Annotated in this window: 25 protein-coding genes, 2 pseudogenes and 1 riboswitch; of the genes and pseudogenes, 9 read left to right on the top strand and 18 right to left on the bottom strand. The window is 72.9% G+C overall.

Features of this window, described 5'->3' with window-relative positions:
* Entirely contained in the window at positions 1 to 885 is an 885-nt protein-coding gene (locus ACQP2F_RS24325; RefSeq protein WP_433290988.1) for a LysR family transcriptional regulator, read from the bottom strand.
* Between the two features lie 83 nt (positions 886 to 968).
* On the opposite strand from ACQP2F_RS24325, the gene ACQP2F_RS24320 reads away from it, so the two are divergent.
* From ACQP2F_RS24320 to ACQP2F_RS24310, 3 genes are all read left to right on the top strand, one after another.
* Entirely contained in the window at positions 969 to 1,811 is an 843-nt protein-coding gene (locus ACQP2F_RS24320) for an EamA family transporter (RefSeq protein ID WP_433290986.1), read from the top strand.
* Positions 1,808 to 1,996: a lipoprotein gene (locus ACQP2F_RS24315; RefSeq protein WP_433290984.1), complete on the top strand. Its 189-nt coding sequence runs from the start codon at positions 1,808 to 1,810 to the stop codon at positions 1,994 to 1,996. The genes ACQP2F_RS24320 and ACQP2F_RS24315 overlap by 4 nt, the downstream gene beginning before the upstream one ends.
* A 234-nt stretch (positions 1,997 to 2,230) precedes the next feature.
* Positions 2,231 to 2,428, top strand: coding sequence for a hypothetical protein (locus tag ACQP2F_RS24310; protein WP_433290982.1), 198 nt, complete (start codon positions 2,231 to 2,233; stop codon positions 2,426 to 2,428).
* Here ACQP2F_RS24310 and ACQP2F_RS24305 read toward each other — a convergent pair.
* From ACQP2F_RS24305 to ACQP2F_RS24285, 5 genes and pseudogenes are all read right to left on the bottom strand, one after another.
* Positions 2,416 to 3,087, bottom strand: coding sequence for a response regulator (locus ACQP2F_RS24305; protein ID WP_433290980.1), 672 nt, complete (start codon positions 3,085 to 3,087; stop codon positions 2,416 to 2,418). The genes ACQP2F_RS24310 and ACQP2F_RS24305 overlap by 13 nt on opposite strands.
* Positions 3,084 to 4,130 (bottom strand): annotated as a pseudogene (locus tag ACQP2F_RS24300) (sensor histidine kinase); the annotation flags it as partial. The pseudogene ACQP2F_RS24300 and the gene ACQP2F_RS24305, both read right to left, overlap by 4 nt.
* A gap of 39 nt (positions 4,131 to 4,169) precedes the next feature.
* Positions 4,170 to 6,656 carry a DEAD/DEAH box helicase gene (locus ACQP2F_RS24295; RefSeq protein ID WP_433290978.1) on the bottom strand — a complete coding sequence of 829 codons (2,487 nt, stop codon included), beginning with the start codon at positions 6,654 to 6,656 and terminating at the stop codon, positions 4,170 to 4,172.
* An 11-nt stretch (positions 6,657 to 6,667) separates the two neighbouring features.
* Positions 6,668 to 7,318, bottom strand: coding sequence for a nucleotidyl transferase AbiEii/AbiGii toxin family protein (locus ACQP2F_RS24290; RefSeq protein ID WP_433290976.1), 651 nt, complete (start codon positions 7,316 to 7,318; stop codon positions 6,668 to 6,670).
* 24 nt (positions 7,319 to 7,342) lie between these two features.
* The gene (locus ACQP2F_RS24285) at positions 7,343 to 7,699 is read right to left on the bottom strand and encodes a hypothetical protein (protein ID WP_433290974.1); all 357 of its coding nucleotides are present in this window, start codon (positions 7,697 to 7,699) and stop codon (positions 7,343 to 7,345) included.
* A gap of 160 nt (positions 7,700 to 7,859) precedes the next feature.
* Between ACQP2F_RS24285 and ACQP2F_RS24280 the strand changes: the two genes are divergently transcribed.
* Positions 7,860 to 9,563 carry a VWA domain-containing protein gene (locus ACQP2F_RS24280; RefSeq protein ID WP_433290972.1) on the top strand — a complete coding sequence of 568 codons (1,704 nt, stop codon included), beginning with the start codon at positions 7,860 to 7,862 and terminating at the stop codon, positions 9,561 to 9,563.
* Position 9,564: 1 nt separating this feature from the next.
* Here ACQP2F_RS24280 and ACQP2F_RS24275 read toward each other — a convergent pair whose 3' ends face one another.
* Together ACQP2F_RS24275 and mgrA are read right to left on the bottom strand one after the other, a co-directional pair.
* The gene (locus ACQP2F_RS24275) at positions 9,565 to 10,011 is read right to left on the bottom strand and encodes a GNAT family N-acetyltransferase (protein WP_433290970.1); all 447 of its coding nucleotides are present in this window, start codon (positions 10,009 to 10,011) and stop codon (positions 9,565 to 9,567) included.
* Entirely contained in the window at positions 10,008 to 10,967 is a 960-nt protein-coding gene (gene mgrA / locus ACQP2F_RS24270) for an L-glyceraldehyde 3-phosphate reductase (RefSeq protein WP_433307599.1), read from the bottom strand. The genes ACQP2F_RS24275 and mgrA overlap by 4 nt, the downstream gene beginning before the upstream one ends.
* Before the next feature lie 87 nt (positions 10,968 to 11,054).
* A riboswitch (glycine riboswitch) is annotated at positions 11,055 to 11,146 on the top strand.
* Positions 11,147 to 11,224: 78 nt separating this feature from the next.
* On the opposite strand from mgrA, the gene gcvP reads away from it, so the two are divergent.
* Positions 11,225 to 14,029, top strand: coding sequence for an aminomethyl-transferring glycine dehydrogenase (gene gcvP, locus ACQP2F_RS24265; protein WP_433290968.1), 2,805 nt, complete (start codon positions 11,225 to 11,227; stop codon positions 14,027 to 14,029).
* A gap of 32 nt (positions 14,030 to 14,061) precedes the next feature.
* On the opposite strand, the gene ACQP2F_RS24260 is transcribed toward gcvP, so the two are convergent.
* The 4 genes and pseudogenes from ACQP2F_RS24260 to ACQP2F_RS24245 all read right to left on the bottom strand — a co-directional run bounded on the left by ACQP2F_RS24260 (position 14,062) and on the right by ACQP2F_RS24245 (position 16,601).
* Positions 14,062 to 14,520 carry a GNAT family N-acetyltransferase gene (locus ACQP2F_RS24260; protein ID WP_433290966.1) on the bottom strand — a complete coding sequence of 153 codons (459 nt, stop codon included), beginning with the start codon at positions 14,518 to 14,520 and terminating at the stop codon, positions 14,062 to 14,064.
* The gene (locus ACQP2F_RS24255; RefSeq protein WP_433290964.1) at positions 14,517 to 15,092 is read right to left on the bottom strand and encodes a histidine phosphatase family protein; all 576 of its coding nucleotides are present in this window, start codon (positions 15,090 to 15,092) and stop codon (positions 14,517 to 14,519) included. The genes ACQP2F_RS24260 and ACQP2F_RS24255 overlap by 4 nt, the downstream gene beginning before the upstream one ends.
* Before the next feature lie 269 nt (positions 15,093 to 15,361).
* A complete protein-coding gene (locus ACQP2F_RS24250) occupies positions 15,362 to 15,562 on the bottom strand; it encodes a DUF5999 family protein (RefSeq protein ID WP_433290962.1) in 201 nt (66 codons plus the stop codon).
* 472 nt (positions 15,563 to 16,034) lie between these two features.
* A pseudogene (locus tag ACQP2F_RS24245) lies at positions 16,035 to 16,601 on the bottom strand (dihydrofolate reductase family protein).
* Positions 16,602 to 16,671: 70 nt separating this feature from the next.
* Between ACQP2F_RS24245 and ACQP2F_RS24240 the strand changes: the two are divergent.
* The 3 genes from ACQP2F_RS24240 to ACQP2F_RS24230 are packed head-to-tail and all read left to right on the top strand — an operon-like array spanning position 16,672 to position 18,501.
* On the top strand, positions 16,672 to 17,493 hold the full coding sequence (locus ACQP2F_RS24240; RefSeq protein ID WP_433290960.1) for a hypothetical protein: 822 nt from the start codon (positions 16,672 to 16,674) through the stop codon (positions 17,491 to 17,493).
* Complete coding sequence (locus ACQP2F_RS24235; protein ID WP_433290958.1) at positions 17,490 to 17,981, top strand: SigE family RNA polymerase sigma factor; 492 nt, start codon at positions 17,490 to 17,492, stop codon at positions 17,979 to 17,981. The genes ACQP2F_RS24240 and ACQP2F_RS24235 overlap by 4 nt, the downstream gene beginning before the upstream one ends.
* A gap of 22 nt (positions 17,982 to 18,003) precedes the next feature.
* Positions 18,004 to 18,501 (top strand): peptide deformylase, encoded by a 498-nt coding sequence (locus ACQP2F_RS24230; protein WP_433290956.1) that lies wholly within the window; start codon positions 18,004 to 18,006, stop codon positions 18,499 to 18,501.
* On the opposite strand, the gene ACQP2F_RS24225 is transcribed toward ACQP2F_RS24230, so the two are convergent.
* Together ACQP2F_RS24225 and ACQP2F_RS24220 are read right to left on the bottom strand one after the other, a co-directional pair.
* On the bottom strand, positions 18,434 to 19,180 hold the full coding sequence (locus ACQP2F_RS24225; protein WP_433290954.1) for an ArsR/SmtB family transcription factor: 747 nt from the start codon (positions 19,178 to 19,180) through the stop codon (positions 18,434 to 18,436). The genes ACQP2F_RS24230 and ACQP2F_RS24225 overlap by 68 nt on opposite strands.
* A gap of 10 nt (positions 19,181 to 19,190) precedes the next feature.
* On the bottom strand, positions 19,191 to 19,853 hold the full coding sequence (locus tag ACQP2F_RS24220; RefSeq protein ID WP_433290952.1) for a histidine phosphatase family protein: 663 nt from the start codon (positions 19,851 to 19,853) through the stop codon (positions 19,191 to 19,193).
* A gap of 171 nt (positions 19,854 to 20,024) precedes the next feature.
* On the opposite strand from ACQP2F_RS24220, the gene ACQP2F_RS24215 reads away from it, so the two are divergent.
* Entirely contained in the window at positions 20,025 to 20,666 is a 642-nt protein-coding gene (locus ACQP2F_RS24215; protein WP_433290950.1) for a class I SAM-dependent methyltransferase, read from the top strand.
* Positions 20,667 to 20,780: 114 nt separating this feature from the next.
* Here the strand turns inward: ACQP2F_RS24215 and ACQP2F_RS24210 are convergent, their stop codons facing one another.
* From ACQP2F_RS24210 to ACQP2F_RS24195, 4 genes are all read right to left on the bottom strand, one after another.
* Positions 20,781 to 21,899: an alanine racemase gene (locus ACQP2F_RS24210; RefSeq protein WP_433290948.1), complete on the bottom strand. Its 1,119-nt coding sequence runs from the start codon at positions 21,897 to 21,899 to the stop codon at positions 20,781 to 20,783.
* Positions 21,889 to 23,367: an IucA/IucC family protein gene (locus tag ACQP2F_RS24205; RefSeq protein ID WP_433290946.1), complete on the bottom strand. Its 1,479-nt coding sequence runs from the start codon at positions 23,365 to 23,367 to the stop codon at positions 21,889 to 21,891. The genes ACQP2F_RS24210 and ACQP2F_RS24205 overlap by 11 nt, the downstream gene beginning before the upstream one ends.
* On the bottom strand, positions 23,364 to 25,022 hold the full coding sequence (locus ACQP2F_RS24200; protein WP_433290944.1) for an IucA/IucC family protein: 1,659 nt from the start codon (positions 25,020 to 25,022) through the stop codon (positions 23,364 to 23,366). Before ACQP2F_RS24200 ends, ACQP2F_RS24205 begins: the two co-directional genes overlap by 4 nt.
* A 492-nt stretch (positions 25,023 to 25,514) precedes the next feature.
* Positions 25,515 to 25,721, bottom strand: coding sequence for a hypothetical protein (locus ACQP2F_RS24195; protein ID WP_433290942.1), 207 nt, complete (start codon positions 25,719 to 25,721; stop codon positions 25,515 to 25,517).
* Positions 25,722 to 25,724: the final 3 nt, after the last annotated feature.

Raw genomic sequence — 25,724 nt, 5'->3', positions numbered from 1 at the left:
TCACCCTATGCGAGCCCGCGCAAGATCATTCAAGCCTGTGGACGAAGGACGAAGCAGGGACAGCACGAGGGCGAGCGGCGGCCACCCGGCCCGCCCGCGCCGCGTCACCGCGTACGCCCGCAGCAGCACCGGCGGCGAGGTGAGCGGCAGCAGCGAGATCGACGGGGGAGCCCCCATGTCCGCGGGCAGCAGCGCCACCCCGAGCCCGGCCTCGATCAGATCCTCGACCAGCGTCAGGCTGTCGCACCGGTGCGCCACCCGCACCGAGCCGCCGTTGAGCGCGGCCAGGGTCCGTGCCACGTCCTCGTCGGCGGTGTTGCGGGAGTTGACGATCCAGTCCGCCGCCCACGCCGACGCGAGCGACATGCCGGCGGGCACCGCGAGACTCCACGGCATCGTCCACAGCGCCCGCGTCTCGTACCGGGCCGGGAACGACAGCGGCGCCAGGTTGTAGTCGTAGATCAGCGCGAGGTCCACGTCGTCGGCGTCGAGCAGCGCGAACGACTCGGCCGGTTCGTGCTCGCGGATCGACAGCCGCACCCCGGCCGGCAGCCCGCGCTGCAGCGGCAGCAGCGCCCGCCGGACGGCCGTGGCGAACCCGGCGACCTTCACCGTGCCCGACGGCTCCGCGGTGGGGGAGAGGTCGAGCCGGGCCGCCTCGACCGCGGCCAGGATCGTGACCCCGTGCGCGGCCAGCCGGCGACCGGCCGGGGTCAGCCGTACCCGTCGTCCGTCCGGCTCCACGAGCGCGGCGCCGACGTCCCGGGCCAGGATCGCCAGCTGCTGCGACACCGTCGAGGTGGTGAGCCCCATCTCCTCGGCGACCTGGCGCATCGACCCCAGCCGGTCGAGCTCGACGAGTAACCGCAGCCTGCGCGTCTCCACCTCGGGATTGTTCGTCAATCCTGAACGGTATGTCCAGCATCGGCACGTGGACGCGAACAATCGGCGCGGCTTGAATGGGCGGCATGCAGCAGGCACGCACCGGAACCGCCATGGCCATCGCCGCCATGCTCACCGTCCAGGCCGGCATCGCCGCGTCGGTCGGGCTGATCGGCTCGATCGGCGCCGAGGGCGCGGCCTGGCTGCGCCTGTCCTGGGCCGGCCTGCTGTTGCTCGTCCTGGTCCGGCCCCGCCTGCGGTCCTTCACCGCCCGGTCGCTGGGCGCGACCGCGCTGCTCGGGGTGGCCACCGCCGGCGCCACGATCCTCTTCATGGCCGCGGTCGGCCGGCTGCCGCTGGGCACGGCCAGCGCCATCGAGTTCCTGGGCCCGCTCGCGGTCGCCGCCGCCCGGGTCCGCCGGCCGCTCTGGCCGGTGCTGGCCGGTCTCGGGGTGGTGCTGCTGACCACGCCGTGGGCGGGCACGGTCGACCCGCTCGGCGTCGTCTTCGCGCTCGGCGCGGCGGTCTGCTGGGGCGCCTACATCGTGCTCACCCAGCGGGTCGGCGACGCCGTCTCCGGGCTGCAGGGCCTGGCCGTCTCGATGCCGGTCGCGGCCCTGGTCGCGACGTGCACGGTGTCGCCGCACGTGTTCGCCGCGCTCACCGGCGGCCAGGTCCTGCTGGGCCTGCTGCTCGGGGTGATGATGATGATCGCGTACGGCGGGGAGATGCTCGCCCTGCGCCGCCTGACCACCGGGGCCTTCGGCACCCTGATGGCCCTCGAGCCCGCCTTCGCCCTGCTGATCGGCGCGATCGGCCTGCACCAGATCCCCGACCTGCTCGGCGTGGCCGGCATCGCCCTGGTGGTCACGGCCGGCATCGGGGCGACCCGCACCGGAGCGCGCACCCCGGTAGCATCCCCGGCGTGAGAAGATCGATCGCCGCGATTGTCCTGCTCCTGGCGCTGAGCGCGTGCTCGGACGGGGGCGGCGCGGCGTCGGCGGCCCCGCAGTGGAAGGCGCCGGCCCCGCGGCCGACGGCCACCGTACTGCCGGCCGGCCTGGTCCTGCTCACGACCAAGGGCGAAAGCGCGAGCTTCGGGTGTACGACGTGAGGTCCGGCGCCGAGCTGCGCCGGATCACCCTGCCCGAGGCCCCCCGAGGGGCTCGTCTTCCGCGAGGACTACGCGACCGCCGCCGCGCTCGACCGGTCGCAGGGACGGCTGGTCCTCTACCGGGCGAGCGGCCGGACCTACGAGGCGACCGGCGAGGTCGACGCCGACGCGCTCGGCGCACGCGGGCTCAGCCTCTCCGGCGCCGGCTTCATCCCCGGCACGACGAGGCTGGCGGTGACCGTGGACGGCGGCGACGGCGGCCCGCACCACACGGTCACGCTCGACCCGGCCGACCCCGGCACGCTCGGCCGGTTCTCCGGCGAGGCCGGCTCCTGGGACTCGACCGGCGACCCCGGGGTCGAGGCCGACGTGGTCGAGCTGCCGGACGTCCCCTGCAGGCCTGGCGCTGACCGGCGGGCTCACGGCTGGTAGCGATAGCCCATCCCGGGCTCGGTCAGCAGATGCCGGGGCCGGGTCGGGTCGTCCTCGAGCTTGCGGCGCAGCCGGGCCATGTACTGCCGCAGGTAGTTCGTCTCGGTCCCGTACTGCGGCCCCCACACGTCCTGCAGCAGCTGGCGCTGGGTGATCAGCTTGCCCGGGTTGCGCAGCAGGTGCTCCAGCAGCTGCCACTCGGTCGGGGTGAGCCGCTGCTCGGGCGTGATCGTGTGGCCGGCGAGGTCGATGGTGTAGCGGCCGACGGTCGCGGTGGCCGAGGCGGCGGCGTCCGGCGGCTGCACCCGCCGGGTCACCGCCCGGATGCGGGCCAGCAGCTCGTCGAGCCCGAACGGCTTGGTCACGTAGTCGTCGGCGCCGGCGTCGAGGGCGGCCACCTTGTCGGTGCCCTCGGCCCGCCCGGAGAGCACGATGATCGGCACGGTGGTCCAGCCGCGCAGGCCGCGGATCACCTCGGCGCCGTCCATGTCCGGCAGCCCGAGGTCGAGCACGACCAGGTCGGGCGGGTGGGCGGCGGCCGCGCGCAGTGCTCCGGCGCCGTCGGGGGCGACGTCGACGTCGTACCGCCGCGCCCGCAGGTTGATCCGCAGCGCCCGGACGATCTGCGGGTCGTCGTCGACGACGAGGATGCGGGTCACCTCTGTGCCTCCGTGGGGGCCGCCGGCAACGACAAGATCATCGTAAGGCCTCCGCCCGGGGTGGCGGCGGGCCGCAGCGTACCGCCCATGGCCTCGGCCAGTCCGCGCGAGAGCGCAAGGCCGAGCCCCGCGCCCTGATGCGCGTCCCGGTCGCCGAGGCGCTGGAAGGGCCGGAAGACCAGGTCCCAGTCGCCCTCGGGGATGCCCGGCCCGTGATCGACCACCCGCAGCTCGACGGTCGTGCCGGCCGCCGTCCCGGAGATCGCGGGCGGCCGGCCGGGCGGGCTGAACCGCAGGGCGTTCGCGACGATGTTGACGATCACGCGCTCGAGCAGGCCGGGGTCGGCCCGGACGGCGGGCAGCTCGCCCGGCAGCCGGACCGCGACCTCGCGTCCGGGCGGGCCGAGCTCGTCGAGGGCGCGCGGCACCACGTCCTCGAGGCCGACGTCGGCCGGCGACATCGCGAGCGCGCCGGCCTGCAGGCGGCTCATGTCGAGCAGGTTGGCGATCAGGGCGGCGAGCCGGTCGAGGGACTCCTCGGCGGTGGCCAGCAGCTCGGCGCGGTCCTTGTCGTCGAGCTCGACGTCGGGGCTGCGCAGGCCGGCGACGGCGGCCTTGGCCGAGGCGAGCGGGGTGCGCAGGTCGTGACCCACCGCCCGGAGCAGTTCGGTCCGCACCCGGTCGCCCTCGGCGGCGATCGCCAGGACGCGCGCCTGGCGGGCCCGGCGGGCGGCGAGGTCGACGACCCACGAGACGGCCAGGGCGACCACGACGAACACGCACAGCGCGACCAGGTTCGACCAGGAGCCGATGGCCAGGGTGCGCAGCGGCGGCACGAAGTAGTAGTTGAGCAGGAAGAACCCGCCGACCGCGGCGAGCAGGGCGGGCCAGCGTCCGCCCACCAGGGCGACCGCGACGACCGCGGCCAGGAACAGCGCGAGGTTGCCGGTGAGGGCCGTGCCGGTCGCGTGCCCGACCACGGTGAGCAGCGGCAGCCCGGCCACCGCGAGGGCGAACCCGGCCAGCCGGCGCCGCCGGGACAGCGGCGGGCCCACTAGCGCGGCCCCACTAACGCCGTCCCACTAGTGCGGCCCCACCGCCGTGACCACGACCGCGGCGGCCCCGGCGTCGTCCGAGGCGGCCAGGTCGACGGTGGCGTCGATGCCCCAGTCGTGGTCGCCGTCCGGGTCGTCGAAGACCTGGCGGACGTGCCACGCCGTGCTCGTCGTCTCGATGTGCAGCAGGGCCGGGCCGCGGGCGGCGGGACCGGTGCCGATCTCGTCGTACTCGTCGAAGTACGGTTCCATCGCGTCCTGCCAGCGGCCGGCGGTCCAGCCCGCGTCGCCGTCCAGCTCGCCCAGCTCGTCCCAGCGGCGCAGCGCGGCCAGCTCGACCCGGCGGAACAGGGCGTTGCGTACCAGCACCCGGAAGGCGCGGGCGTTGCGGGTGACGGCGGGCGGCTTGTCGTCCAGGCGTACCTCCTCCGGCTCGGCGCCGGGGTTGCGCAGCCGCTCCCACTCGTCGAGCAGGCTGGAGTCGACCTGCCGCACGAGCTCGCCGAGCCACTCGATGAGGTCGGTGAGCTCCTCGGTGCGCGCGTCCTCGGGGACGGTCTGGCGCAGCGCCCGGTACGCGTCGGCCAGGTACCGCAGGACGAGTCCCTCCGAGCGGGACAGGCCGTAGAACGACACGTACTCGGTGAAGGTCATCGCCCGCTCGTACATGTCGCGGACCACGCTCTTGGGCTTGAGCTCGTAGTCGGCGACCCACGGGTGGCCCCGCCGGTAGGTCTCGTAGGCGCCCTCGAGCAGCTCCAGCAGCGGCCGCGGGTGGGTCACGTCCTCGAGCAGCTCCATCCGCTGCTCGTACTCGATGCCCTCGGCCTTCATCGCGTTGACCGCCTCGCCGCGGGCCTTGGTGCGCTGCGCCGACAGCACCTGCCGCGGGTCCTCGAGCGTGGCCTCGATGACCGAGACGACGTCGAGCGGGTAGTCCGGCGCCTCCCGGTCGAGCAGCTCCAGGCAGGCCAGCGCGAAGGGGGAGAGGGCCTGGTTCAGCGCGAAGTCGAGCTGCAGGTCCTCGACCAGGCGATAGACCCCTTCGTCGGTACGCTCGATGACGCCCCCGGCCATCAGGGCGCGCGCGATCGCGATCGCCCGCCGGATGTGCCGGCGTTGCGCGGCCGGCTCCTCGTGGTTGTCGGTGAGCAGGTGCCGCATCGCCGCGAACGGGTCGCCGCCGCGCGCGATGACGTTCAGCAGCATCGCGTGCGACACCTGGAACGAGCTGGTCAGCGGCTCGGGGTCGGCGCCGACGAGCCGGTCGAAGGTGGGCTGCCCCCAGCCGATGGTGCCCTCGGGCGGCTTCTTGCGGACCACCTTGCGCCGCTTCTTGGGGTCGTCGCCGGCCTTGGCCAGGGCCCGCTCGTTGTCGATGACGTGCTCGGGCGCCTGCACGATGACCGTGCCGAGGGTGTCGAACCCGGCGCGCCCGGCCCGGCCCGCGATCTGGTGGAACTCGCGGGCCTTGAGCAGCCGGGTCTTCACGCCGTCGTACTTGGACAGCCCGGTGAACAGCACGGTGCGGATCGGCACGTTGATGCCGACGCCGAGCGTGTCGGTGCCGCAGATGACCTTCAGCAGGCCGGCCTGGGCCAGGGTCTCGACCAGCCGCCGGTACTTGGGGAGCATGCCCGCGTGGTGCACGCCGATGCCGTGCCGGACCAGCCGGGACAGGGTGCGGCCGAAGCCGGCGGTGAACCGGAAGTTGCCGATGGCGGCGGCGATCGCGTCCTTCTCGGCCCGGGTCGCCATGTTGACGCTCATCAGGGCCTGGGCGCGTTCGAGGGCCGCCGCCTGGGTGAAGTGCACGATGTAGATCGGCGCCTGGTGGGTCTGCAGGAGCTCCTCGATCGTCTCGTGCAGGGGCGTCATCGCGTACGAGAAGATCAGCGGAACCGGGCGCTCGACGCTGCTCACCACCGCGGTTTGCCGTCCGGTCCGGCGGGAGAGGTCGTCGACGAAGCGGGTGGTGTCGCCGAGCGTCGCCGACATCAGCAGGAACTGGGCCTGCGGCAGCTCGATCAGCGGCACCTGCCAGGCCCAGCCGCGGTCGGGCTCGGCGTAGAAGTGGAACTCGTCCATCACGACCTGGCCGACGTCGGCGTCCGCGCCCTCGCGGAGCGCGAGGTTGGCCAGCACCTCGGCGGTGCAGCAGATGATCGGGGCGTCCGGGTTGACGCTGGCGTCGCCGGTGAGCATGCCGACGTTGTGCGCCCCGAAGATCGCGCAGAGGGCGAAGAACTTCTCGCTGACCAGCGCCTTGATCGGCGCGGTGTAGAAGGTGGTGCGCTCGCTCGCCAGCGCGATGAAGTGCGCGCCGGTGGCGACCAGGCTCTTGCCCGAGCCGGTGGGGGTGTTGAGGATGACGTTGGCCCCGGTGGCCAGCTCGATGAGCGCCTCTTCCTGGTGGGTGTAGAGGGCGAGGCCCTGCTCGGTGGCCCACTTCTGGAAGGCATCGAAGACCGCGTCGGGCTCGTTCGTTCCGGGCAGGCGGTCGGTGAGCGTCACGATTGCTGACCTTATCTTTCCGCCGTACGCGGCCACGCGGCGAGTCTGTCCCGTAATTCGGCGATCTCGGGCGCGTCCAGCCCATAGAGGGCGAAGCGGGCGTCGTCGAGGCGGTCGAGATAGCGTCCCGCGTCGGCCACGTCCTCCGGGTCGATGGCCGGATCGGCGGCCCGGGCCAGCTCGAGGACCCGGCCGAGCGGGTAGCGTTCGAGCGCGGCGGCGACGTCGATGTAGTCGCGGACCTCGCGCCGGTTGACCAGCGCGGCGACCTTCGTGGCGACCAGGTCGTCGAGGTGCATGACCGGCCCCAGCTCCATGACCACGGGCGCGCGGTGCCGGTCGAGGCGGCAGAGGGTCAGGCGCAGCGCCCGGCCGTCCTTGGTGATGAGAAACTCGCGCAGGTCCTCGTCCATGCCTTCGAAGAGCTCGTCGCCTTCCTCCCGGACGACCCGGTAGCCGGCCGCGGTGAGCGCGGAGGTGACCTCGTCGGCCGCGGCGGCCACCCCGCCGGCGGTGTCGGTGAACAGGTCGACGTCCTCGGTGGGCCGGTCGACCAGGCCGTTGACCAGCCACGCGACACCGCCGCCGAGAACGAAGCCGTGCTTCTCGGCCACCGCCAGCGCGACCCGGGCGACCTCGCGGAAGATGTCGTCGGCGGTCACCCTTCGCGCGGCGCTTCGCTCTGCTCACGCATACGCGCGAGCGGCGGCGTGGCGCAGGCGCGGGTGGCGGGTCTCCCACGCCGCGCGCACCGCGCGCGGCAGGTTCAGCTGCGGCCAGACGCGGACCAGAGTGGGACCGTCGAGGTACGCCCGCAGCTCGTCGACCCGGATCGCCTCGCGCAGGACGTTCTCGTACATCCACGCCAGCATCGTCGGCTCGCCCAGGTCGAACGTGCCGCGCGGCCCCCACCACAGCCGCAGCGGCAGCTCGACCAGGCCCTCGGTCGGCCCGGCCAGCTCGGCGAGGGTGCCCACGACCAGGACCGGCCGGTGCGGCCGGGCGAGGGGGACGACGGGAGCGTCGCGCGTCGGGGCGGGCATGTGATCAGCGTAAACCGACAACCCGCCCGAACCCTAAAACCTAGGTTCCTAGGATGCTCTACGCACGGTGCCCGAGCCGGTAACCTTTTTGCAGCATCAGTGACATATTCCACCCGTACGACCGTGGATCTTTTGGGGTTCGACGCATCAAGATGTCCCGATGCCTGGCCGACACCGTCATCTTCCCCGGACCGGTCTCGCCGTCGCCGCCGCCGCGGTCGCCGTGGTGGTGGTCGCCGGTGGGGCATGGGCGGGCTATCACGAGTACTCCGGCAAGAACTGCGCGTCGAGCGTACGGCTGCGGGTCGCCGCCGCCCCCGAGATCGCGCCCGCCGTTCAGGCCGTCGCCGACTCCTGGGCCCGGACCGACGCCGCGCGGATCGGCAGCGCCTGCGTCACGGCCGCGGTGACCGCCGCCGACCCGACCGGCATGGTCGCCGCGATCGGCAAGCAGCACGGCGTCAACCTGGTCGGCGCCGGCTCGAAGGTGGTGGACGCGACCGGCGTCGACGCCTGGATCCCCGACTCGGGCACGTGGCTGCTGCGGCTCGCCTCGGAGGCGTCCGGGTTCCAGCCGACGACCCTCGGCTCGGTGGCGTCGAGCCCGATCGTGCTCGCCGTCCCGTCGGCGGCCGCCGCCCCGCTCGGCAACGCGACCATGAAGGACCTGGTCAAGAGGATCGCCGCCGACAAGTCGCTGAAGCCGGGGATCGTGGACCCGGGCCGGGACGCGACCGGCCTGACCGGCCTGCTGGCGGTGGCCGCGGCGGCCGGCAACGACGCGTCGGCGGCCACGCTCAAGGTCGGTGCGATGCGGGCGCTGTCGGCGAACAGCTCGAGCATCCGCTCCGACCTGCTGCAGAAGTTCCCGACCTCGGCCGGCGACGGCGGCGCGGTCGGCGTGGCGCCGCTGTCCGAGGCGGACGTGATCGCCTACAACGCCGGCCGGCCGGGACTGCCGCTGGCCGCGGTGTACCCGCAGTCGGTGGCGCTGGACTATCCGTTCGCGGTGATGCCCGGCGTCGATCCGCAGAAGGAGCAGGCCGCGGCGGAGCTGCGCAAGGCCCTCGGGACGCCGGCCTTCACCGATCAACTGGCCAGGACGGGCGTACGCGGTCCGGACGGCACGCCGGGAGCGGGTTTCGCGGCACCGGCCGGCGCCCCCGCCAAGGTCGCGCCGCCTCCCGCCGCCGATCCGAAGGCGGTGACCGCGGCGATCGGGCAGCTGCTCGGCAGCTGGACGGCGATCACCCAGCCGGGCCGGATGCTGGCCGTGTTCGACGTGTCGTTCTCGATGAACGCGAAGGTGCCGACCGCGGGCGGCCTGACCCGGGCCGAGGTGACCCGGGCGGTGGCGCGGCAGGGCCTGGCGCTGCTGGACGACCGGTGGTCGGTCGGCAACTGGACGTTCTCGACGAACATGGCCGGCACCAGGCCGTGGGTGGAGAACCTGCCGATCCTGTCCTGCGCCACCTACCGCTCCGACATGCTGAAGGCGATCGACAAGATCCAGCCGAAGAAGGGCGGCGACACCGGCTTGTACGACACCGCGCTCGCCGCCTACCAGCGGGTGCAACAGGGCTGGCAGCCTGGCGTCTCGAACTCGGTGGTGATCTACACCGACGGCAAGAACGACAACCCCGGCGGCCTGACCATCGACCAGCTGGTGTCGAAGATGACCAAGGTACGCGACCCGAAGCGCCCGGTCCGCATGATCATCATCGGCATGGGCACCGCGATCGACCGGGCCGAGCTCGAGGCCATCACCAAGGCCGCGGGCTCGGGCGGCGTCTTCATCGCCACCGACCCGGCGAAGATCGGCGACATCTTCCTGGAGGCGATCGCGAGCCGGAAGGGCGCCTGACCTATCCCAGCGGGCGCGCCAGGATCCGGCGGCCCTCGTCGACGAAGCCCTTCTTCCGGTAGATCTCGAACAGGTGCGTCACGTCCTGGCCGTTGGGGGCGATGACGATCTCGAGGCGGGCCGCGCCGATGGCCGCGGCCCACCGGGCGCTGTCCTCGATGAGCTCCGCGGCGAGACCCCGCCGGCGTGCCCCGGGCGCCACGTAGAGGTCCTCGAGCTCGGCGATCAGGCCGTCCTCCAGCCCGTAGGAAGACGTGGAGATGCCGAACGCCACGATGACGCCGTCCTCCTCGACCACGGCGGCGTGCGCCGCGTCGCTGACCAGCAGGTGCGCGAGGTGGTCGGCCAGCCGGTCCTTCGGGGTCGTGAACCCGTCCTCGGCGTAGAAGTCGACGGCAAGGGCGAGGACCTGGTCGAGGTCGTCGGGTGTCGCGATGCGGACGCTCATAGGTCGAGGACGGTTCCGTCGATCTCGTCCAGCTCCTCGGCGGTCAGCACCAGGTTGTCCAGGGCCGCCACGTTGTTCTCCAGCTGCTCCACGCTGCTCGCGCCGATGATCAGGCTGGTCATGCGCTCGTCGCGCAGGGCCCAGGCCAGCGCCATCTGGGCCAGGGTCTGGCCGCGGCGCTTGGCGATGTCGTCGAGCGCGTGGATCCGGCCCATCGTCTTGCTGTCCAGGTCGCTCTCGTTGAGGAAGACGCTGGTGCGCACCCGCGAGTCGTCGGGGATGCCGCCGAGGTAGCGGTCGGTGAGCAGGCCCTGCTGCAGCGGGCTGAACGCGATGCAGCCGGCGCCGGCCTCCTCGAGCGTGCCGAGCAGGTTGTCGCGCTCGATCCAGCGGTTGAGGATCGAGTACGACGGCTGGTGGATCAGCAGCGGCGTGCCCAGGTCGCGCAGGATCGCGGCGGCGCGCGCGGTCTGCTCGCTGGAGTAGTTGCTGATGCCGACGTAGAGGGCCTTGCCCGCGCGGACCACGGCGTCGAGCGCGCTCATCGTCTCTTCCAGCGGCGTGTCGGGGTCGGGCCGGTGGTGGTAGAAGATGTCGACGTAGTCGAGGCCGAGCCGGCGCAGCGACTGGTCGAGGCTGCTCACCAGGTATTTCCGCGAGCCCCACTCGCCGTACGGGCCCTCCCACATGTGGTATCCGGCCTTGGTCGAAATGATCATTTCGTCGCGGACGGATCGGAAGTCGGCGGCGATGAGGCGGCCGAAGTTGCGCTCCGCGCTGCCCGGCGGCGGCCCGTAGTTGTTGGCCAGGTCGAAGTGGGTGACGCCGAGGTCGAAGGCGCGGCGCACGATGTCGCGCTGCCGGTCGAGCGGGCGGCCGTCGCCGAAGTTGTGCCAGAGGCCGAGCGAGATCGCGGGCAGCTTGAGGCCGCTGCGGCCGGCCCGGCGGTAGGTCATCGAGTCGTAGCGGCTCTGCGCGGGGGTGTAGGTCACATACCCACCCTAGGGTTAGCGGTTTCCGCCAAGGTCACTGGTAGTTTGGTCGGCAGCCATGCGGGAGAGTCCGGCTTCCGAACCGGCGCCGAAGGGGCAAATCCTCCCCGGAACCTCTCAGGCAAACGGACCGCGTGGGCAAGCGACTCTGAAGTACTCACCATGGGTATGACAGAGGGGGAGGCCGCCTTGTCGACCTCCGCTTCCGCTTGGAGCCCGCCATGACGTTCGCATCCCGGCACATCGGTCCCGATCCGGACGAGCAGACTCACATGCTCAAGGCCATCGGCTACTCCTCGCTGGAGGCGCTGATGGACGCGGCGATCCCCGAGGTGATCCGCTGGCACGGGCGGCTCGACCTGCCGCCGGCCGCCTCCGAGGAGGAGACGATCGCCGAGCTGCGGTCGATCGCCGCCAAGAACGTGGTCGCCACCCCGATGATCGGGCTCGGGTACTACGGGACCCACACGCCCGCGGTGATCAAGCGGAACGTGCTGGAGAACCCGGCCTGGTACACCGCCTACACGCCGTACCAGCCGGAGATCAGCCAGGGCCGGCTCGAGGCGCTGCTCAACTTCCAGACCATGGTCACCGACCTCACCGGGCTCACCACGGCCAACGCCTCGATGCTCGACGAGGGCACGGCCGTGGCCGAGGCCATGACGCTGGCGCGGCGCGCTTCCAAGAGCAAGTCTCCGGTGTACGTGGTGGACGCCGACACCCTGCCGCAGACGCTCTCGGTGCTGCGCACCCGGGCCGAACCGCTGGGGATCTCCCTGGTGCTCGTGGACCTCGACGCCGGTGATCAGCTCCCCGCCGAGTATTTCGGGCTTCACCTGCAATATCCGGGTGCCTCCGGTGCCGTGCGGGACCATGCCGCGCTCGTGGCCGATGCGCACGCGGCCGGCGCCCTCGTCACCGTCGCCGCCGACCTGCTCGCGCTGACGCTGCTGCGGCCGCCGGGCGAGATCGGCGCCGACATCGCGGCCGGCACCACCCAGCGCTTCGGGGTGCCGCTCGGCTTCGGCGGGCCGCACGCCGGGTATCTCGCGGTGCGGGCCGGGCTCGAGCGGTCGCTGCCGGGCCGGCTCGTGGGCGTGTCCAAGGACGCGGACGGCGCCCCGGCGTACCGGCTCGCCCTGCAGACGCGCGAGCAGCACATCCGCCGGGAGAAGGCGACCAGCAACATCTGCACCGCGCAGGTGCTGCTGGCGGTGATGGCGAGCATGTACGCGGTCTACCACGGGCCGTCCGGGCTGCGGGAGATCGCGCGCCGGGTCCACGGGCACGCGCTGACGCTGGCCGGGTCGCTGACCGCCGCCGGTATCACCGTCGACCACGACGCCTTCTTCGACACGGTGACCGCCGTGGTGCCGGGGCGGGCGGCCGCGGTCGTCGCCACCGCCGCCGAGTCCGGGATCGACCTGCGCCTCGTCTCGGCCGACCGGGTCTCCGTCGCTTGCGACGAGACGACCACCGACGTACAGGTGGCCGCGGTTCTGTCGGCATTCGGGGCCGACCGTGCGGAGCCGGCCACGTGCGGGGCCGAGCCGCTCGGGCGGACCAGCGAGTTCCTCACCCACCCGGTGTTCCACAGCCACCACTCCGAGACCAGCATGCTGCGCTACCTGCGCAAGCTCGCCGACCGCGACTACGCGCTCGACCGCGGCATGATCCCGCTCGGCTCCTGCACGATGAAGCTCAACGCGACCAGCGAGATGGAGGCGGTCACCTGGCCCGCCTTCGCCGACATCCACCCGTACGCGCCGGAGTCGCAGACGGTCGGCTACGAGCACCTGATCTCGCAGCTGGAGACGTGGCTCGCCGAGATCACCGGGTACGACGCGGTCAGCGTGCAGCCCAACGCCGGCTCCCAGGGTGAGCTGGCCGGCCTGCTGGCGATCCGCGGCTACCACCGCTCACGGGGCGAGGAGCACCGCGACGTCTGCCTGATCCCGTCGAGCGCGCACGGCACCAACGCGGCGAGCGCGGTCATGGCCGGGATGCGGGTCGTGGTCGTGGCGTGCGACGACGCCGGCAACGTCGACCTCGGCGACCTGTCCGCCAAGATCGACGCGCACGCGTCCTCGCTCGCCGCGATCATGGTGACCTACCCGTCGACCCACGGCGTCTACGAGCAGTCGATCGCCGACCTGTGCGCCCGGGTGCACGAGGCGGGCGGCCAGGTCTACGTCGACGGCGCCAACCTCAACGCGCTCGTCGGCTACGCCCGGCCCGGCCAGTTCGGCGCCGACGTCTCCCACCTCAACCTGCACAAGACCTTCTGCATCCCGCACGGCGGCGGGGGGCCGGGCGTGGGCCCGGTGGCCGTACGGCAGCACCTCGCCGAGTTCCTGCCGGGCAACCCGGTGCTCGCCGGCGACCACCACGCGGTGTCGGCGGCTCCGCACGGCTCGGCCGGGATCCTCCCGATCTCGTGGGCCTACCTGCGGATGATGGGCCCCGACGGCCTGGCCGCGGCGACCGGCAACGCGGTGCTGACCGCCAACTACGTGGCGGCCCGGCTGCGCGACCACTTCCCGGTGCTGTACGCCGGCAACAACGGCCTGGTCGCCCACGAGTGCATCCTCGACCTGCGCCCGATCACCAAGGCGACCGGCGTCTCGGTCGACGACGTGGCCAAGCGCCTGATCGACTACGGCTTCCACGCGCCGACGATGTCGTTCCCGGTGGCCGGCACGCTCATGGTCGAGCCGACCGAGAGCGAGGACCTGAGCGAGCTCGACCGCTTCTGCGACGCGATGATCGCGATCAAGGCCGAGATCGACCAGGTGGCGGCCGGTGTCTGGCCGGCCGGCGACAACCCGCTGGCGAACGCGCCGCACACCGCGTCCTCGGTCACCACCGACGAGTGGGCGCACCCGTACTCGCGTACGGTGGCCGCCTTCCCGCCCGGCGTGGACCGCACCGCCAAGTACTGGCCGCCGGTCCGCCGCATCGACGGCGCGTACGGCGACCGCAACCTGGTCTGCTCGTGCCCGTCGCCGGAGGCGTTCGAGTCCTGAGCGGGTCTCGCCCCGCCCGGCCCGGTCCGCCTCTATCGGAGGTGGATCAGGCCGGCCGGGGTGGGCCGGAAGCCGCAAGCTTCGAGGTAGAACGACTCCAGGTGCGGCTCGAAGTCGACGTGCAGCCACTCGCAGCCCGCCCGCCGGGCCTCGTCGGTGGCCGCCTCGACGAGCGCCACCCCGATGCCCCGGCGCTGGTGGTCCGGGTCGACCGCGGTGTCGAGCACGAACGCATGGCTCCCGCCGTCCCAGCACACCTGCACAAATCCCACCAACCGGTCACCGTCGAACGCGCCGATCCAGGTCAGCGCATGGCGCTCGAGGCGCTGCGACCAGGCCGTCGCCGGCGCCTTTGCTCTGCTCACCGATACGCGCCCGCGCGTCTCCGGCGTCTTTGCTCCGCTCACCGATGCGTGCCCGAACGCCCGCGCGTGCAGGTCGCTCAGCTCGGCGTCGTCCACGGCGAAGCGGACCACCAGCTCGATCGTCATGCGAGGTGGCCGGTGTCGTTGAAGGCGACCAGCATCGGCGGCCGGTCGCCGGTCCACTCGACGATGGTCAGGGCGGCGTTCTCCTGGTTCAGCCCGAGCCACCGCCACGCCGGCGCGTCCAGGGCGTGCCGGACGAACCAGCCGATCACGAAGTTGTGGGTGATCAGCAGCTCGTGGCGATCACGGCCGGCGACGACCCCGAAGTGGGCCACGGCCGCCCGCAGGGCCGCGGCGTCCTCGTCCCGCTCGTCCGGCGGGGTCTCGTCGAGCCAGGCGTGCCAGCGGGCCGGGTAGTCGTCGCGCGCTTCCGGCGACGGCACCGGGGTCCGGTCGGCCACGTGGTCGCAGGCGTGGCGGGGAATCGAGGGCAGATGGGCGCCGATGAGGGCGGCGGTCTCGGCCGCCCGGGTCAGCGGGCTGTGATGGATCGCGTCGAACGGGACGCCGGCGAGGCGGCGGCCGGCGCGCTCGGCCTGGTCGCGGCCGAGGGCGGAGAGGCCGCCGGTGGGAGCGCGGCTCGTGGCCGGATCCTGCTCGCCGTGACGGACCAGGTACAACCGGGTGCGAGGCAACGGCTCACCCTTCGACGGCTCGGCGGCGGAAACGCCTGGCGATCGTAGGGGACGGCGTTCGTGACGCGCTGCCCGTTTTGGGGCGGCGCCGAATCGGGACGCACCGCATCGGCATCCGCCGCGGGTCGTCGTCGCTCGCGGGGGTTTCGTGGTTTTTCGTGGTTTCCGCTGACGGTTCGCGGCCGGTCGCCCGGTGCTGAGCGTGGCGTCACGCGGCTACGCTCAGTAGCGACGGAGGCTCGCGCCGGCCAGTGGCCGGCCGCCGTGCGTCAGGCCGCGAGAGCGTGCACGGCCGGTCCGCGGTGCGGCTCGATCATGGTGCCGTCGGGCAGGATCTCGCCGGTGTCCTCGAAGACGATCACGCCGTTGCAGAGCAGGCTCCATCCCTGCTCGGGAAACGCGACGAGGATGCGGGCCGCTTCACGATCGACGGCCTCGGAGCTGGGACAGGGCGTTTGGTGCTGGCACATCGGGGGTCTCCGGTCGGGGGGCTTGTGTGTGACGATTCACAACGACGGTGACGGACGTTACCTCAATCCGAACGACGGCGGATGCCACGGGTGACGACGTCCCATCGAAAGAACCCTCGGTTCACATGGTCCACGGAACAGTGCCTGTCGACCACCCTCGGGCACCTCCTTCCGGTCCGTCGCCGGCTCCACCACCGTCCTGCCAGCGCGTCACCGTGCGTGAACGTCCCACGGGTGCCATCGCTGTGACGGTGCTGACCCCCGGAAGCTTGAAGCCGACCGCCGCCCCGGTGACGGACAGTAAGTGCGAAACAATGGCCGAACGGCCACCCAACTTCGCCCAACCGGCGCTGGCTTTTCCGCGACGCCTGTACGGTGCGTATCCGCCACCACCGCTTGCGTAATGATCGACGGGCGCCTCCGGGCGCCGCGGCGGCGACCCGGCACCCCACCCCCGATCACTCCCGGCGACTCACTCGGCGGGCTTCAACCCGTACGTCAGATAGGCGAACTCGCCCCGCCGCTCGACCGCGGAGAGCGACAACCGCGAAGCCGTGAGCCGGCGCGGCAGCAGCGGCTTGCCCGCGCCGAGCGTGGCCGGTGCCACGCCGAGGATGAGCTCGTCGAGCAGGCCGGCGTCGGCGAACGCCCCGGCCAGCTCCCCGCCGCCGACCACCCACAGGTTCTAGCCCGCGGCCGCCGCCGTCATGGCCTCGTGCACCGGCCGCACGTCGCCGGAGACGAACTGCAAGCGCGCCCCCGGGATCGGCGGCAGCTTGCGGTGCGTGAACACCCATGCGGGCACGTCGCCGTAGTACTGCTTCCACTTCGCGGGATTGCCGAGCAGGTCCTCGTGGTCGAGGACCCACTCGTAGGTCGTGGCGCCCATCGCGAAGGCGCCCACGCCGGCGAAGAAGTCGGCGAACGGGCTGCGGTCGCCCTCCGCGTCGGGCACGGCGAACAGCCAGTCGAGCGAGTTGCCGGGATCGGCGATGTAGCCGTCGATCGTCGTGGCGGTGTAGTACTGCGTCTTCGGCACGAGGTGAGGCTGCCACGAGGGTGTGACAAAAACGGATGTCACCTAACGCCTCGTTCAGACCGTCATTCCGATGAGTACTCGGAGAGGGCCACTGGTGACGGAAGACCTGCGTGCGGTCCTGCGCGCCGAGCTGGGCGCGGAACGGCCGCCGCCGCTCGGCGACGTGGTGGGCGCCGCGATGCGCGATGGCCGAAGAATCCGCCTAATGCGGCGAATCCGCACGATCGGCGCGGGGCTGCTCGCCCTGGCGGCCGTCGTGACCGCCTTCGTGCTCGTCGGTGACTGCGGTGTCGCCGACCGTCGGCAAGAACCTATCGAGGCCGTCGCCGCGTTGACTCCCCAAACCGTGCCACCCGTCGCCGCCGCCCCCATCGCCCCGGCCGAAGCGCGTACGTTGACGATCCGCAGCGGCACAGCGAGTGCCGGAGGAACGCGGAAGAAAGCGACAGCAGCGGCGATGCTTCACCTTCTGCTTCAACTAGTCCCACCCGGACGGACGAGTCACCTCGGCGTCGCGGCCGACGATGATCTCCAGGTGCAGTTGTACCTGGACGCCGGTTCGGGCCCGGGCGCGGTGCGGGTCGAGGTCGATCGGGCTCCGTTCGGCGATGAGCCCCGCGGCGGCACCGCCAGCGTGACAATCACCCACATGCCGGACAATTGCGTGCAGAGCACATCGGTCGGCGCTTCATGGCCGGACGGCACGCTCGTCCGGGTCGACGTGGCGAGCTGCCTCACCGACGGCGCCGGCACGCGACCGGCCCGTCCGGCGCTGACCGTCGACCAGGCCGTGCGCGTCGCCGCCGACCCGCGGTGGGGCGTGACCATGGACGAGCGGCTGGTGACCCTCGGTGCCAAGGAGTTCCCCCGCCTCCCGGTGTTCGCCCGATGACGCCCGACGACGAGTTCGCCGAGTTCGCGCACGCCCACGCCGAGCGCCTGCGCAACACCGCGTTCATGCTCTGCCGGGACTGGCACCTCGCCCAGGACCTCACCCAGACGGCGCTGACCAAGCTGTTCCTGAGCTGGCGCCGGGCCGTGCAAGCCGACAATCTCCTCGCGTACGCGCAAAAGATCCTCCTCCGCGCCTACCTGGACCACCGCCGCCGCCGGTCGTCGACCGAGTCCACCCCCGGGGTGCTGCACGAGCCCGCCTATCGGGAGAGCCCGGAGCTGCGCCTGACCATGCTCGACGCGCTCGGCCGCCTGCCCGCCCGCGACCGCGCCATCGTGATCCTGCGCTACTTCGAGGACCTCAGCGTCGAGCAGGTCGCCGACGCGCTGGAGATCCCGGTCAGCGTGGTGAAGAGCCAGACCCGCCGTTCCCTGGCCAAGCTGCGCGAGCTGCTGTCGGCCGACGAGCTGGCGCTGTTCGCGTAACGACCCGCTACGCTGAGAACCCATGACAGTCCGGCCCATTCGGATCTACGGCGACCCGGTCCTGCGCACCGAGGCCGACCCGGTCACCAGCTTCGACGCCGAGCTGCGCGAGCTGGTCGCCGATCTCGAGGAGACGGTACGGGTGCCGGGCCGCGCCGGGGTCGCCGCCCCGCAGATCGGGGTCAGCCTGCGCGTCTTCTCCTACAACGTGGCCGGCCAGGTCGGTCACCTGGTCAACCCGGTGCTGTCGCAGTTCGACGGCGAGCAGGAGGACGACGAGGCCTGCCTGTCGCTGCCGGGCCTGGGCTTCCCGACCAAGCGGGCGATGTCGGTGACCGCGCGGGGCTTCGACCAGTACGGCGAGCCCATCGAGATCCGCGGCACCGGCTTCCTGGCCCGGGCGCTGCAGCACGAGACCGACCACCTCGCGGGCCGGCTCTACATCGACACGCTCACCGGTGACGTGCGGCGGCAGGCGCTGCGGGAGCTGCGGCGGGTGAGCCCGTCCCCGCGCCGATGACGACGCCGAGCTGATCCTCGAGCGCCGCGATGCCCGCCGGGGTCACCCGCACCGCGCGGTCACTGCCGATCCGCACGATCCATCCCACTTCGAGGGCGTACGCGCACAGCGCCGCCGGCGCCGACCCGGCCAGGTGACTGCGGCGCTCCGTCCAGTCGAGGCACTCCCGCAGCACCGGACGCCGCCCCGGCCGGCCGAGCGGGATGCCCAGCGCGCCGAACCAGCCGACGCCGCGCGGGGTGAGCGCGAGCCCGTGCGCCCGGCTGACGAACCCGTTGGCCACCATGGCGTCCGCGATCGCCACCCCGACGAACCCGGCCAGGTGGTCGTAGCAGGTCCGCGCGAACGCCAGGTTCCGCCGCCGGTGCGCCGCCGACAGCGACGCGACCGGCGGCGCGGGCGCCGGCTTCCCGGCCGCGGCCACCGTCTCGATCAGCTCGGCCACCTGCGGTCCGGCCAGCTGCAGGTACCGATGGCGCCCCTGCCGCCGCTGCACCAGCAGCCCGCCGTCGACGAGCCGGTCGGCGTGCTCGCTGGCCGTGGACATCGCGACTCCCGCGTGCCGGGCCAGCTCCCCGACGGTCCAGGCCCGGCCGTCCAGAAGAGCAAGGCAGAATCCGGCGCGCGTACGGTCGGCAAGCAGCGTGGCCCACGAGGCGAGCGATGCGGCGGCGTCCATGCCCCGATCCTCACCCACCGACGATTCGGCGCGCGCCGAGGGACGCCGGATCGACCGCGATGAGGTCGGGGAAGCGGAGGCTTTCCCAGAACGCGCCGGGGCCGGGTTTAGATTCGAGTTCCGCTTCGGGTTCGGCTTCGGCTTGGGCTTGGGGTTCGGCTTCCGCTTCGGGTTCGGCTTCGGCGGAGCCGAGGCCGAGGCCGGCGAGCCAGAGAGTGCAGGCGAGCCCGTGCGTGCCGACGACCAAGGTGCCGGTCGTCGGGCCGAAGGCCGCGCAGTGGCGCCGGACCGCCGCGTCGAAGCGGGCGACGACCTCGACGTGCGGCTCCCACCCGTCGTGTCCGGCCCCCTCGACGTAGGAGCGGGCGGTCGCCCGGTAGCCCGCACCCCACGCGTCCGGCCGCCGCACCTCGGCGAACCCGGCGTCCGTCGCGATCGGCGCGTCCCCGGCGAGCTCCCGCAGCGTCTCGACGGCCTTCGGCTCGGTGCTGGCGACAAACCGGGCGCCGGCCGGGATGAACGGCCGCAGACGCCGGGCAGCATCCCGACCCGCGTCGCCGAGGTGCCAGAGCGCCGCCGGAACGGCCGGGTCGACCACAGGCATGGCGTGGCGGACCAGCAACAGGCGCGGGTTGTGCGGCAGCCGCTCCGGTGGACGCCGCCGCTCGGTCACCACAGCATCCTTCCCCCGTCCAGTCCCCACCCCGTTCACTGGGTGGGGTGACTCTACGGCCGGCGTACGACATTTTCCGCGGCACAATCCACAGCCTTGACTCGCCCCCTGGGGTAGACGGCAGGCTCATCCGTGCACGGCAGCCGGACCGGACGAGACGGGGGAGCAAGCATGAGCGGGCGCGAGGACACCAGACGGCTGGCCGCCGAGTCGCTGGCCGGTGGTGATGCCACCGGTTGGTTCGAGCGGCTCTACGCCGAGGCCGTCGACGGCAGGGCCGAGGTTCCGTGGGACCGGCCCGACCCGAGCGCCAGCCTGGTCGGCGCCGGGCTGCCCCGCGGCGAGGGCCGGCGCGCGCTGGTGGTGGGGTGCGGACCGGGGCGCGACGCCGAGTTCGTCGCCGGGCTGGGCTATGTGACCACGGCGTTCGACATCTCCGCGACCGCCATCGCCGAGGCCCGGCGGCGGCATCCCCGGACGACGGTCGACTACCGGGTCGCCGACCTGCTCGATCCGCCCGCGGCCTGGTGGCAGGCGTTCGACCTGGTCGTGGAGAGCAACAACGTGCAGGCCCTGCCGCGCGCCTACCGCGAGCGGCTGACCGCGACCGTGGCCGGCTTCGTCGCTGCGGGCGGCACGCTGCTGATGCTGGGCGCGGTCGCCGACGAGCCCGACGAGGACGGTCCGCCCTGGCCGCTGGTGCGGGCGGAGGTGGAGGCGTTCGCCACCGGCGGGCTGACCGAGGAAAAGATCGAGCGTGTCCGGGTCGACGACGCCGAGCGCTGGCGGGCGACCTTCCGGCGGCCGAAGTGAGCGGCGACCGCGCCCGCGACGACGGGTGGGCGGGCGGCCGAACGGTCTGCGGCGGGCGCGACGGTGGGCCGGTTGGCGGCCCGGGCCGGCGGCCCCACTGTCCGCCGCGGGCGCTCAGACGATGAGGAAGGTGGGTGGGTCGTGGCGTAGGAAGTCATGGTGGGAGATGTCCCAGCCGTAGGCGCCGGTGCGGGCGAAGACCAGGATGTCGCCGGCGCGCAAGGACCGCACGTGCTGGCCCCGGGTCAGCACGTCCCGGGGCGTGCAGAGCTCCCCGACGGCGTCGACCTCGACGTCGGTGACGGACGGGCGCGGGTAGGGGTGAGGCCAGGAGTCGACGGGGACGATGGTGAAGGGGTGGCTGTAGCCCCAGGCGGCGGGAAGGCGGAAGTGGTGGGTGCCGCCGCGGAGGACGGCGAAGGTGCGGCCGTGCGTGGTCTTCAGGTCGAGCACCGTGGCCGCGTAGAAGCCGGCGTCGGCGGCCAGGAAGCGGCCGGGTTCGAAGATCAGGTCGATGCCGTCGGGCACGACCACCCGGGAGAGCGTTGACAAGTCCATAGAGTCCGCGGAGCGATAGTCGACTCCGAATCCGCCACCCACGTTGACCACCCGCAGGGCGATGCCGAGCGCGCCGGCCGTCCGGACCGACCACGCCAGCGACGAGGTGACGAAGGCGGCGTGGGCCGGGCCGTCCAGGTTGTTCGAGACGGCGTGCAGGTGGAAGCCGACCACCGTGACGCCCGGCACGGCCATGGCCTCGCCCAGCTGGGCCTCCTCGATGCCGAACGGGGTAGGGGCGCCGGTCATCGCGTGGCTGCCGGTCAGACCGCCGCCGGGCCGGTTGACGCGCAGGCACACCGACGGCGTGGCGTCGCCGGAGAGGGCCGCTATCCGGCGCAGCTCGTGCACGCTCTCCACATTGATCAGGGCGTCCGCCGCCAGGGCCGCCGACAGCTCGGCGTCGGTCTTGCCGGGGCCGCCGAAGACGATCCGCCGGGCGCCGGCCTCGCGGGCCAGCGCCAGCTCGCCGCCCGACGCCACCTCGAGGCCGTCACAGACCGAGGCCAGAGCCGAGACGACGGACGGATGCCCGTTGGCTTTCACGGCGTACAGCAAAGTGGCGGAAGCGGGCAACGCTGCCCGGACCATCGCGGCTCGCGCGCGCAGCGCCGCGGTGTCATAGAGATAGGCGCACGCCGGCGCGGGCAGCGATCGCAGCAGCTCAGCGCGCATGCAGCGGGTTCCGCACCGGGATGTAGATGTCGCCCTCGCCGGCCAGGCGCATCCGCACCAGGGCCTTGTGCGGCACGAGCGGCGCGGTGAAGGCCGCATGGTCGTCGCCGGAGCAGCAGGCGTCGAGCACCGAGCGGATGATCTTCCAGCCGTGGTCCTCGTCGATGTCCAGCCGCAGGACGATCTCGCCGAGGTGGGCCTGGAACAGCGTGTATCCGATCTTCGCCCGGAACACGTCGAGATCGTCGGTGCCGACCACCGAGCCGGGCCAGAGCGCGATGTCGTGGCCGGCCGCCGCCAGCCGGGGCCGGTGCAGCCGCAGACCGGCGAAGTCGCGCAGGGCGAGCCGGTGGGGCCGGCCGCCGACGAAGGTGGGCAGGCAGTTCTGCAGGTGCGCCTCGAGCGCGACGCCCTGCGCGGTCAACTTCATCAACGGCGGGAGGAGCAGTTGCGCGTACGCCCGGAGCCACTCCGCCGGATCGCCGGTGACCAGCTCATCGAGCAGAAACGGGAGCGCCCCGCCCGGAATGACCCGCTCGCCGGGTTCCAGCCGGCCGGCCAGTCCGTCCCGGCGGATCGCCGACAGATCCCGCCCCGAGCCGACCGGGACGGCCGCGCCCGCCGTCTCCGCCATGAGCAGCAGCCGGTCGTCCTCGACCAGACGATGCAGCAGCTGCGACACCGCCGGGCCGTTGCGGGTCGACGCCACGCTGATGCTGCGCCGGGTCGAGGTGACCTGGATGTCCAGCGACACCTTCAGGTACTCGCCGAGCGACGGCAGCCACAACGTCCGCAGGGCCGCGGTCGGCACCGCCGGGATCTCCTCGTCGAGGATCCGCAGCGACCCGTCGGCCAGCAGGTCGCCGTAGCGGGCGGGCAGCACCATGTCCCGCTGCCAGACGTGCACCGGCTGGACGCGGTAGCCGGCCGGCGCCGCCATCGCCGGGAACACGTCGTCGCCCAGGTGCAGCTCGTCGCGTACGGCCACGAAGCCGAGCCGGGTCATCGGCGCCTCGAGATCGTGCTCGAGCACGTCGCCGGTGTCCCAGCCGAGCCGGGTACGGCCGCAGGGGTGCAGGTTGTGCCCGGCCACCGCGAGCCGTTCGAGACCGATCGCCTGCCAGTCCGGCCCGTCGCCGACCGCGGCGGCCGGGCGGGCCATCGCGATCGCCAGGTTGAGCACGGCGTTGCGCAGCTCGGCGGCGAACCCCGGGGCGTCGATGCCGTCGAGCAGCTCCACCGGGTCGCCGACGCCCGAGGAGGCGTACTCGATCCGGCCGAACGCGTGCATCGGACCGGGGCCCATGTCGCGGATGCCCTCGCGCACGAGTGCTCCGCGCAGGCGGCGTCCCACGGTGTCGGCGGCCGCCGGCAGCGCGGTGAGGAACCCGTCGACCAGCTCCGGCGCGTGGACGGCGAGGGCGGCCTCGGTGTGGGCGAGGCGTTCCGGCGAGAGACTGCGCGTCATGCGTGTGCCGCCAGCGGGTTGTCCAGGTGGGCCCAGATGTCGTCGAGCGGGTCGGCGGCCAGGCGCATGGCCGTGGTCGCCTTGACCGGCAGCGGGTCACGCAGCAGGTGGGGCACGTCGCGGGCGCCGGTCTCGCGCAGCGCGGCGGCGACGATGCCCCACAGCCGGGCGGGGTCGGCGCCGCGGCGGGTGAGCGCGGCGATCAGCTCGGCGGCGACGGTGCCGAGCGCGGCGGCGGCGAGCTTGGCGCGCAGCTCGGCCGGGTCGTCGCTGGGCAGGTCGCCGCGCAGCCGGGGCGCGTCGACGCTCGCCTCCCGCAGCCGGCGGGCACTGACCCGTACCCCGCCCAGGTCCCGGTAGAGGATCCGGACCGGCCGGTGGTCGCGCAGCACGACCAGCGTGTTCTGCCCGTGCGCCTCCAGCGCGACGCCGCGGTCCAGCACCCGCACGAGGGGCGCGAACAGCAAACCGCCGAGCAGACCCATCAGCTCGTACGGGTCGGGCACCGTCGCCTGGAGCGCCTCGGACACCCCGTACAGGGCCAGCGGCACCGCGATCTCGTTCGCGGCCAGGCGCGGCGCCTCCCGGACGAGGAAGGCCAGATGCCGCTGCGGCTGCCCGTCGACCAGCACCGCGCCCGCCGCCGTCTCGGCCAGCACGTCGATCGGCAGGTCGGCGGTCAGGTGCCGCAGCAGCGCCGACAGCACCGGCCCGTTCTCGACGGCGGCCGGTGACACTGTCCGCACCGCGGAGGTCATCTGCACGTCGACGGCGGTCTTCACGTGCGGTCCGCCGCCGGCCATCGCGACCGTACGCAGCGACATCAGCGGCAGCGCCGGCCCGGTCTCGCCGTCGTCGGCCAGCCACGGGTAGCGGTCGCGCAGCCGTTCGGCCTGCCACGGGTGGGCGAGCAGCACCGGCTCGGCCGTGCCGTGCCACCTGCCGGCCGGCACCTTGAGCCGGCGCAGGCGGATCACCGGCCGGTGCTCGGGACCGTAGGCCAGCACGTCGGCCACGCTCATCCCGCCCCGGGTCCGGCAGCAGGGGTGCAGCGGATGCCCGTCGACGATGGACTGCTCGGCCCACGCAAGCCCGTCCGGGTCGCCCGGCGCCGGCAGCGGTACGGCGATCGGCTCGCCGACAGCCGACGAGCCGGCCGCGGTGGCCGCTGAGCCGGCTCGGGCCAGGGCCAGGTTCGCGACACTGTTGTCGACCTCGGCGGCCAGATCGCTGCCCGGCCACAGCACCCGCACCAGTGTCCCGGGGTCCATGACGACCGCCCCCGGTTGCGGAGACGTCCCCTCGACCGGCTCGATGGGCCCGCCCGGCCCGGTCGCTCCCGCCTCGTAGCTGCCGGCCCGCACGAAGGCCGCCAGCCCCGCCGCAGCCGGAGCGAACGCCGTGGCGGCGCCGGCCGGATACCGCACCGTCACCCCAGGGAAGGACGCCTCACCCGGCCGGCGCCCGTTCAGCCCCGGCAGCGGCTCCCGGTCGAGCGCGCCCAGCAGCCGCGCCAGCACCGCGGCCTTGGCGCCCGGCAGCTTGGCGTCGTAGCGTCCGACCAGGTCGGGACGCAGCCCCGCCAGGTCGGCGCGGGTCTGCGCCGGGTCGGCGGTGTGCCGGAGCGGCGGAGAACTGGACGGGGGACGCGGCACGCGCCCATTGTGCGCCAATGTTCGCAACCAGCCGGTCCCGGCGGCGCCGCACGTGAGCGACAACGCAGTAACCACCGCGAGGACCGGGCACCATCGTCAACCTAGTATCCTAGGATGCCTAGCGGCTGTGCACGGTGCGACGTCACCGAACCGCTCCACGGTGCATACAAGAGGGGGAGCGCTGCCGAGCCTCGCGAACGGGACTCGCCGCGGCCGGGTCTTCGTCGACGCCCTGACGGTGGCCGCGCAGTCCGGCTCGGGCGCTGAGTGAAACAGTGAAACCCGGACGTGGCTCTCCTGGGCGCTCCGAACCCCGCCGGCCCTCGGCCCGCCCCCGAGCCACCGACCGTCGGCTCTCAAACCTCGGCGGTCAGCCCTCGACCTTCGGGGGTTAGTCGTCGCCACTTGACCCCACCGCGGCTGCCGCGGGGCATCAACATATCCGAGCCGACCCCGTACCATCCTAGGATGCCTTACGCGCGGTGCGCCCTCTCACGGCGCACCAAAAGCAAAGGTCAAGAGCAAAAAGGAATCAACGGCAGCCACCAACCAAATTTGGTTGCGGCCGATCACCGTGCGGGGCAGGGTGGGAGCAACCCAGTCCGGCGGAACAGAGGAGCGGCCTTCTCCATGTGATCTCAACTCCGACCTGCTCATCGTGGCCTCGTTCATGCGGCGGGCCACGTCGGTGTTGACCATTGG

This window comes from Actinoplanes sp. CA-030573, from assembly GCF_050951115.1.
GTDB lineage: Bacteria > Actinomycetota > Actinomycetes > Mycobacteriales > Micromonosporaceae > Actinoplanes.
The sequence above is the reverse complement of the archived record's forward strand: the minus strand, read 5'-3'. Positions and strand labels throughout refer to the sequence as shown.

Bases quoted from the DNA above. Each gene is read 5' to 3' on its own strand.
- ACQP2F_RS24210 (WP_433290948.1), bottom strand. From the start codon at position 21,899: ATGCGCGCTGAGCTGCTGCGATCGCTGCCCGCGCCGGCGTGCGCCTAT.
- ACQP2F_RS24230 (WP_433290956.1), top strand. From the start codon at position 18,004: ATGACAGTCCGGCCCATTCGGATCTACGGCGACCCGGTCCTGCGCACC.
- ACQP2F_RS24250 (WP_433290962.1), bottom strand. From the start codon at position 15,562: ATGTGCCAGCACCAAACGCCCTGTCCCAGCTCCGAGGCCGTCGATCGT.
- ACQP2F_RS24205 (WP_433290946.1), bottom strand. From the start codon at position 23,367: ATGACGCGCAGTCTCTCGCCGGAACGCCTCGCCCACACCGAGGCCGCC.
- ACQP2F_RS24225 (WP_433290954.1), bottom strand. From the start codon at position 19,180: ATGGACGCCGCCGCATCGCTCGCCTCGTGGGCCACGCTGCTTGCCGAC.
- ACQP2F_RS24280 (WP_433290972.1), top strand. From the start codon at position 7,860: ATGCCTGGCCGACACCGTCATCTTCCCCGGACCGGTCTCGCCGTCGCC.
- ACQP2F_RS24195 (WP_433290942.1), bottom strand. From the start codon at position 25,721: ATGGTCAACACCGACGTGGCCCGCCGCATGAACGAGGCCACGATGAGC.
- mgrA (WP_433307599.1), bottom strand. From the start codon at position 10,967: ATGACCTACCGCCGGGCCGGCCGCAGCGGCCTCAAGCTGCCCGCGATC.
- ACQP2F_RS24285 (WP_433290974.1), bottom strand. From the start codon at position 7,699: ATGCCCGCCCCGACGCGCGACGCTCCCGTCGTCCCCCTCGCCCGGCCG.
- ACQP2F_RS24240 (WP_433290960.1), top strand. From the start codon at position 16,672: ATGAGTACTCGGAGAGGGCCACTGGTGACGGAAGACCTGCGTGCGGTC.
- ACQP2F_RS24260 (WP_433290966.1), bottom strand. From the start codon at position 14,520: ATGACGATCGAGCTGGTGGTCCGCTTCGCCGTGGACGACGCCGAGCTG.
- gcvP (WP_433290968.1), top strand. From the start codon at position 11,225: ATGACGTTCGCATCCCGGCACATCGGTCCCGATCCGGACGAGCAGACT.
- ACQP2F_RS24215 (WP_433290950.1), top strand. From the start codon at position 20,025: ATGAGCGGGCGCGAGGACACCAGACGGCTGGCCGCCGAGTCGCTGGCC.
- ACQP2F_RS24235 (WP_433290958.1), top strand. From the start codon at position 17,490: ATGACGCCCGACGACGAGTTCGCCGAGTTCGCGCACGCCCACGCCGAG.
- ACQP2F_RS24275 (WP_433290970.1), bottom strand. From the start codon at position 10,011: ATGAGCGTCCGCATCGCGACACCCGACGACCTCGACCAGGTCCTCGCC.
- ACQP2F_RS24320 (WP_433290986.1), top strand. From the start codon at position 969: ATGCAGCAGGCACGCACCGGAACCGCCATGGCCATCGCCGCCATGCTC.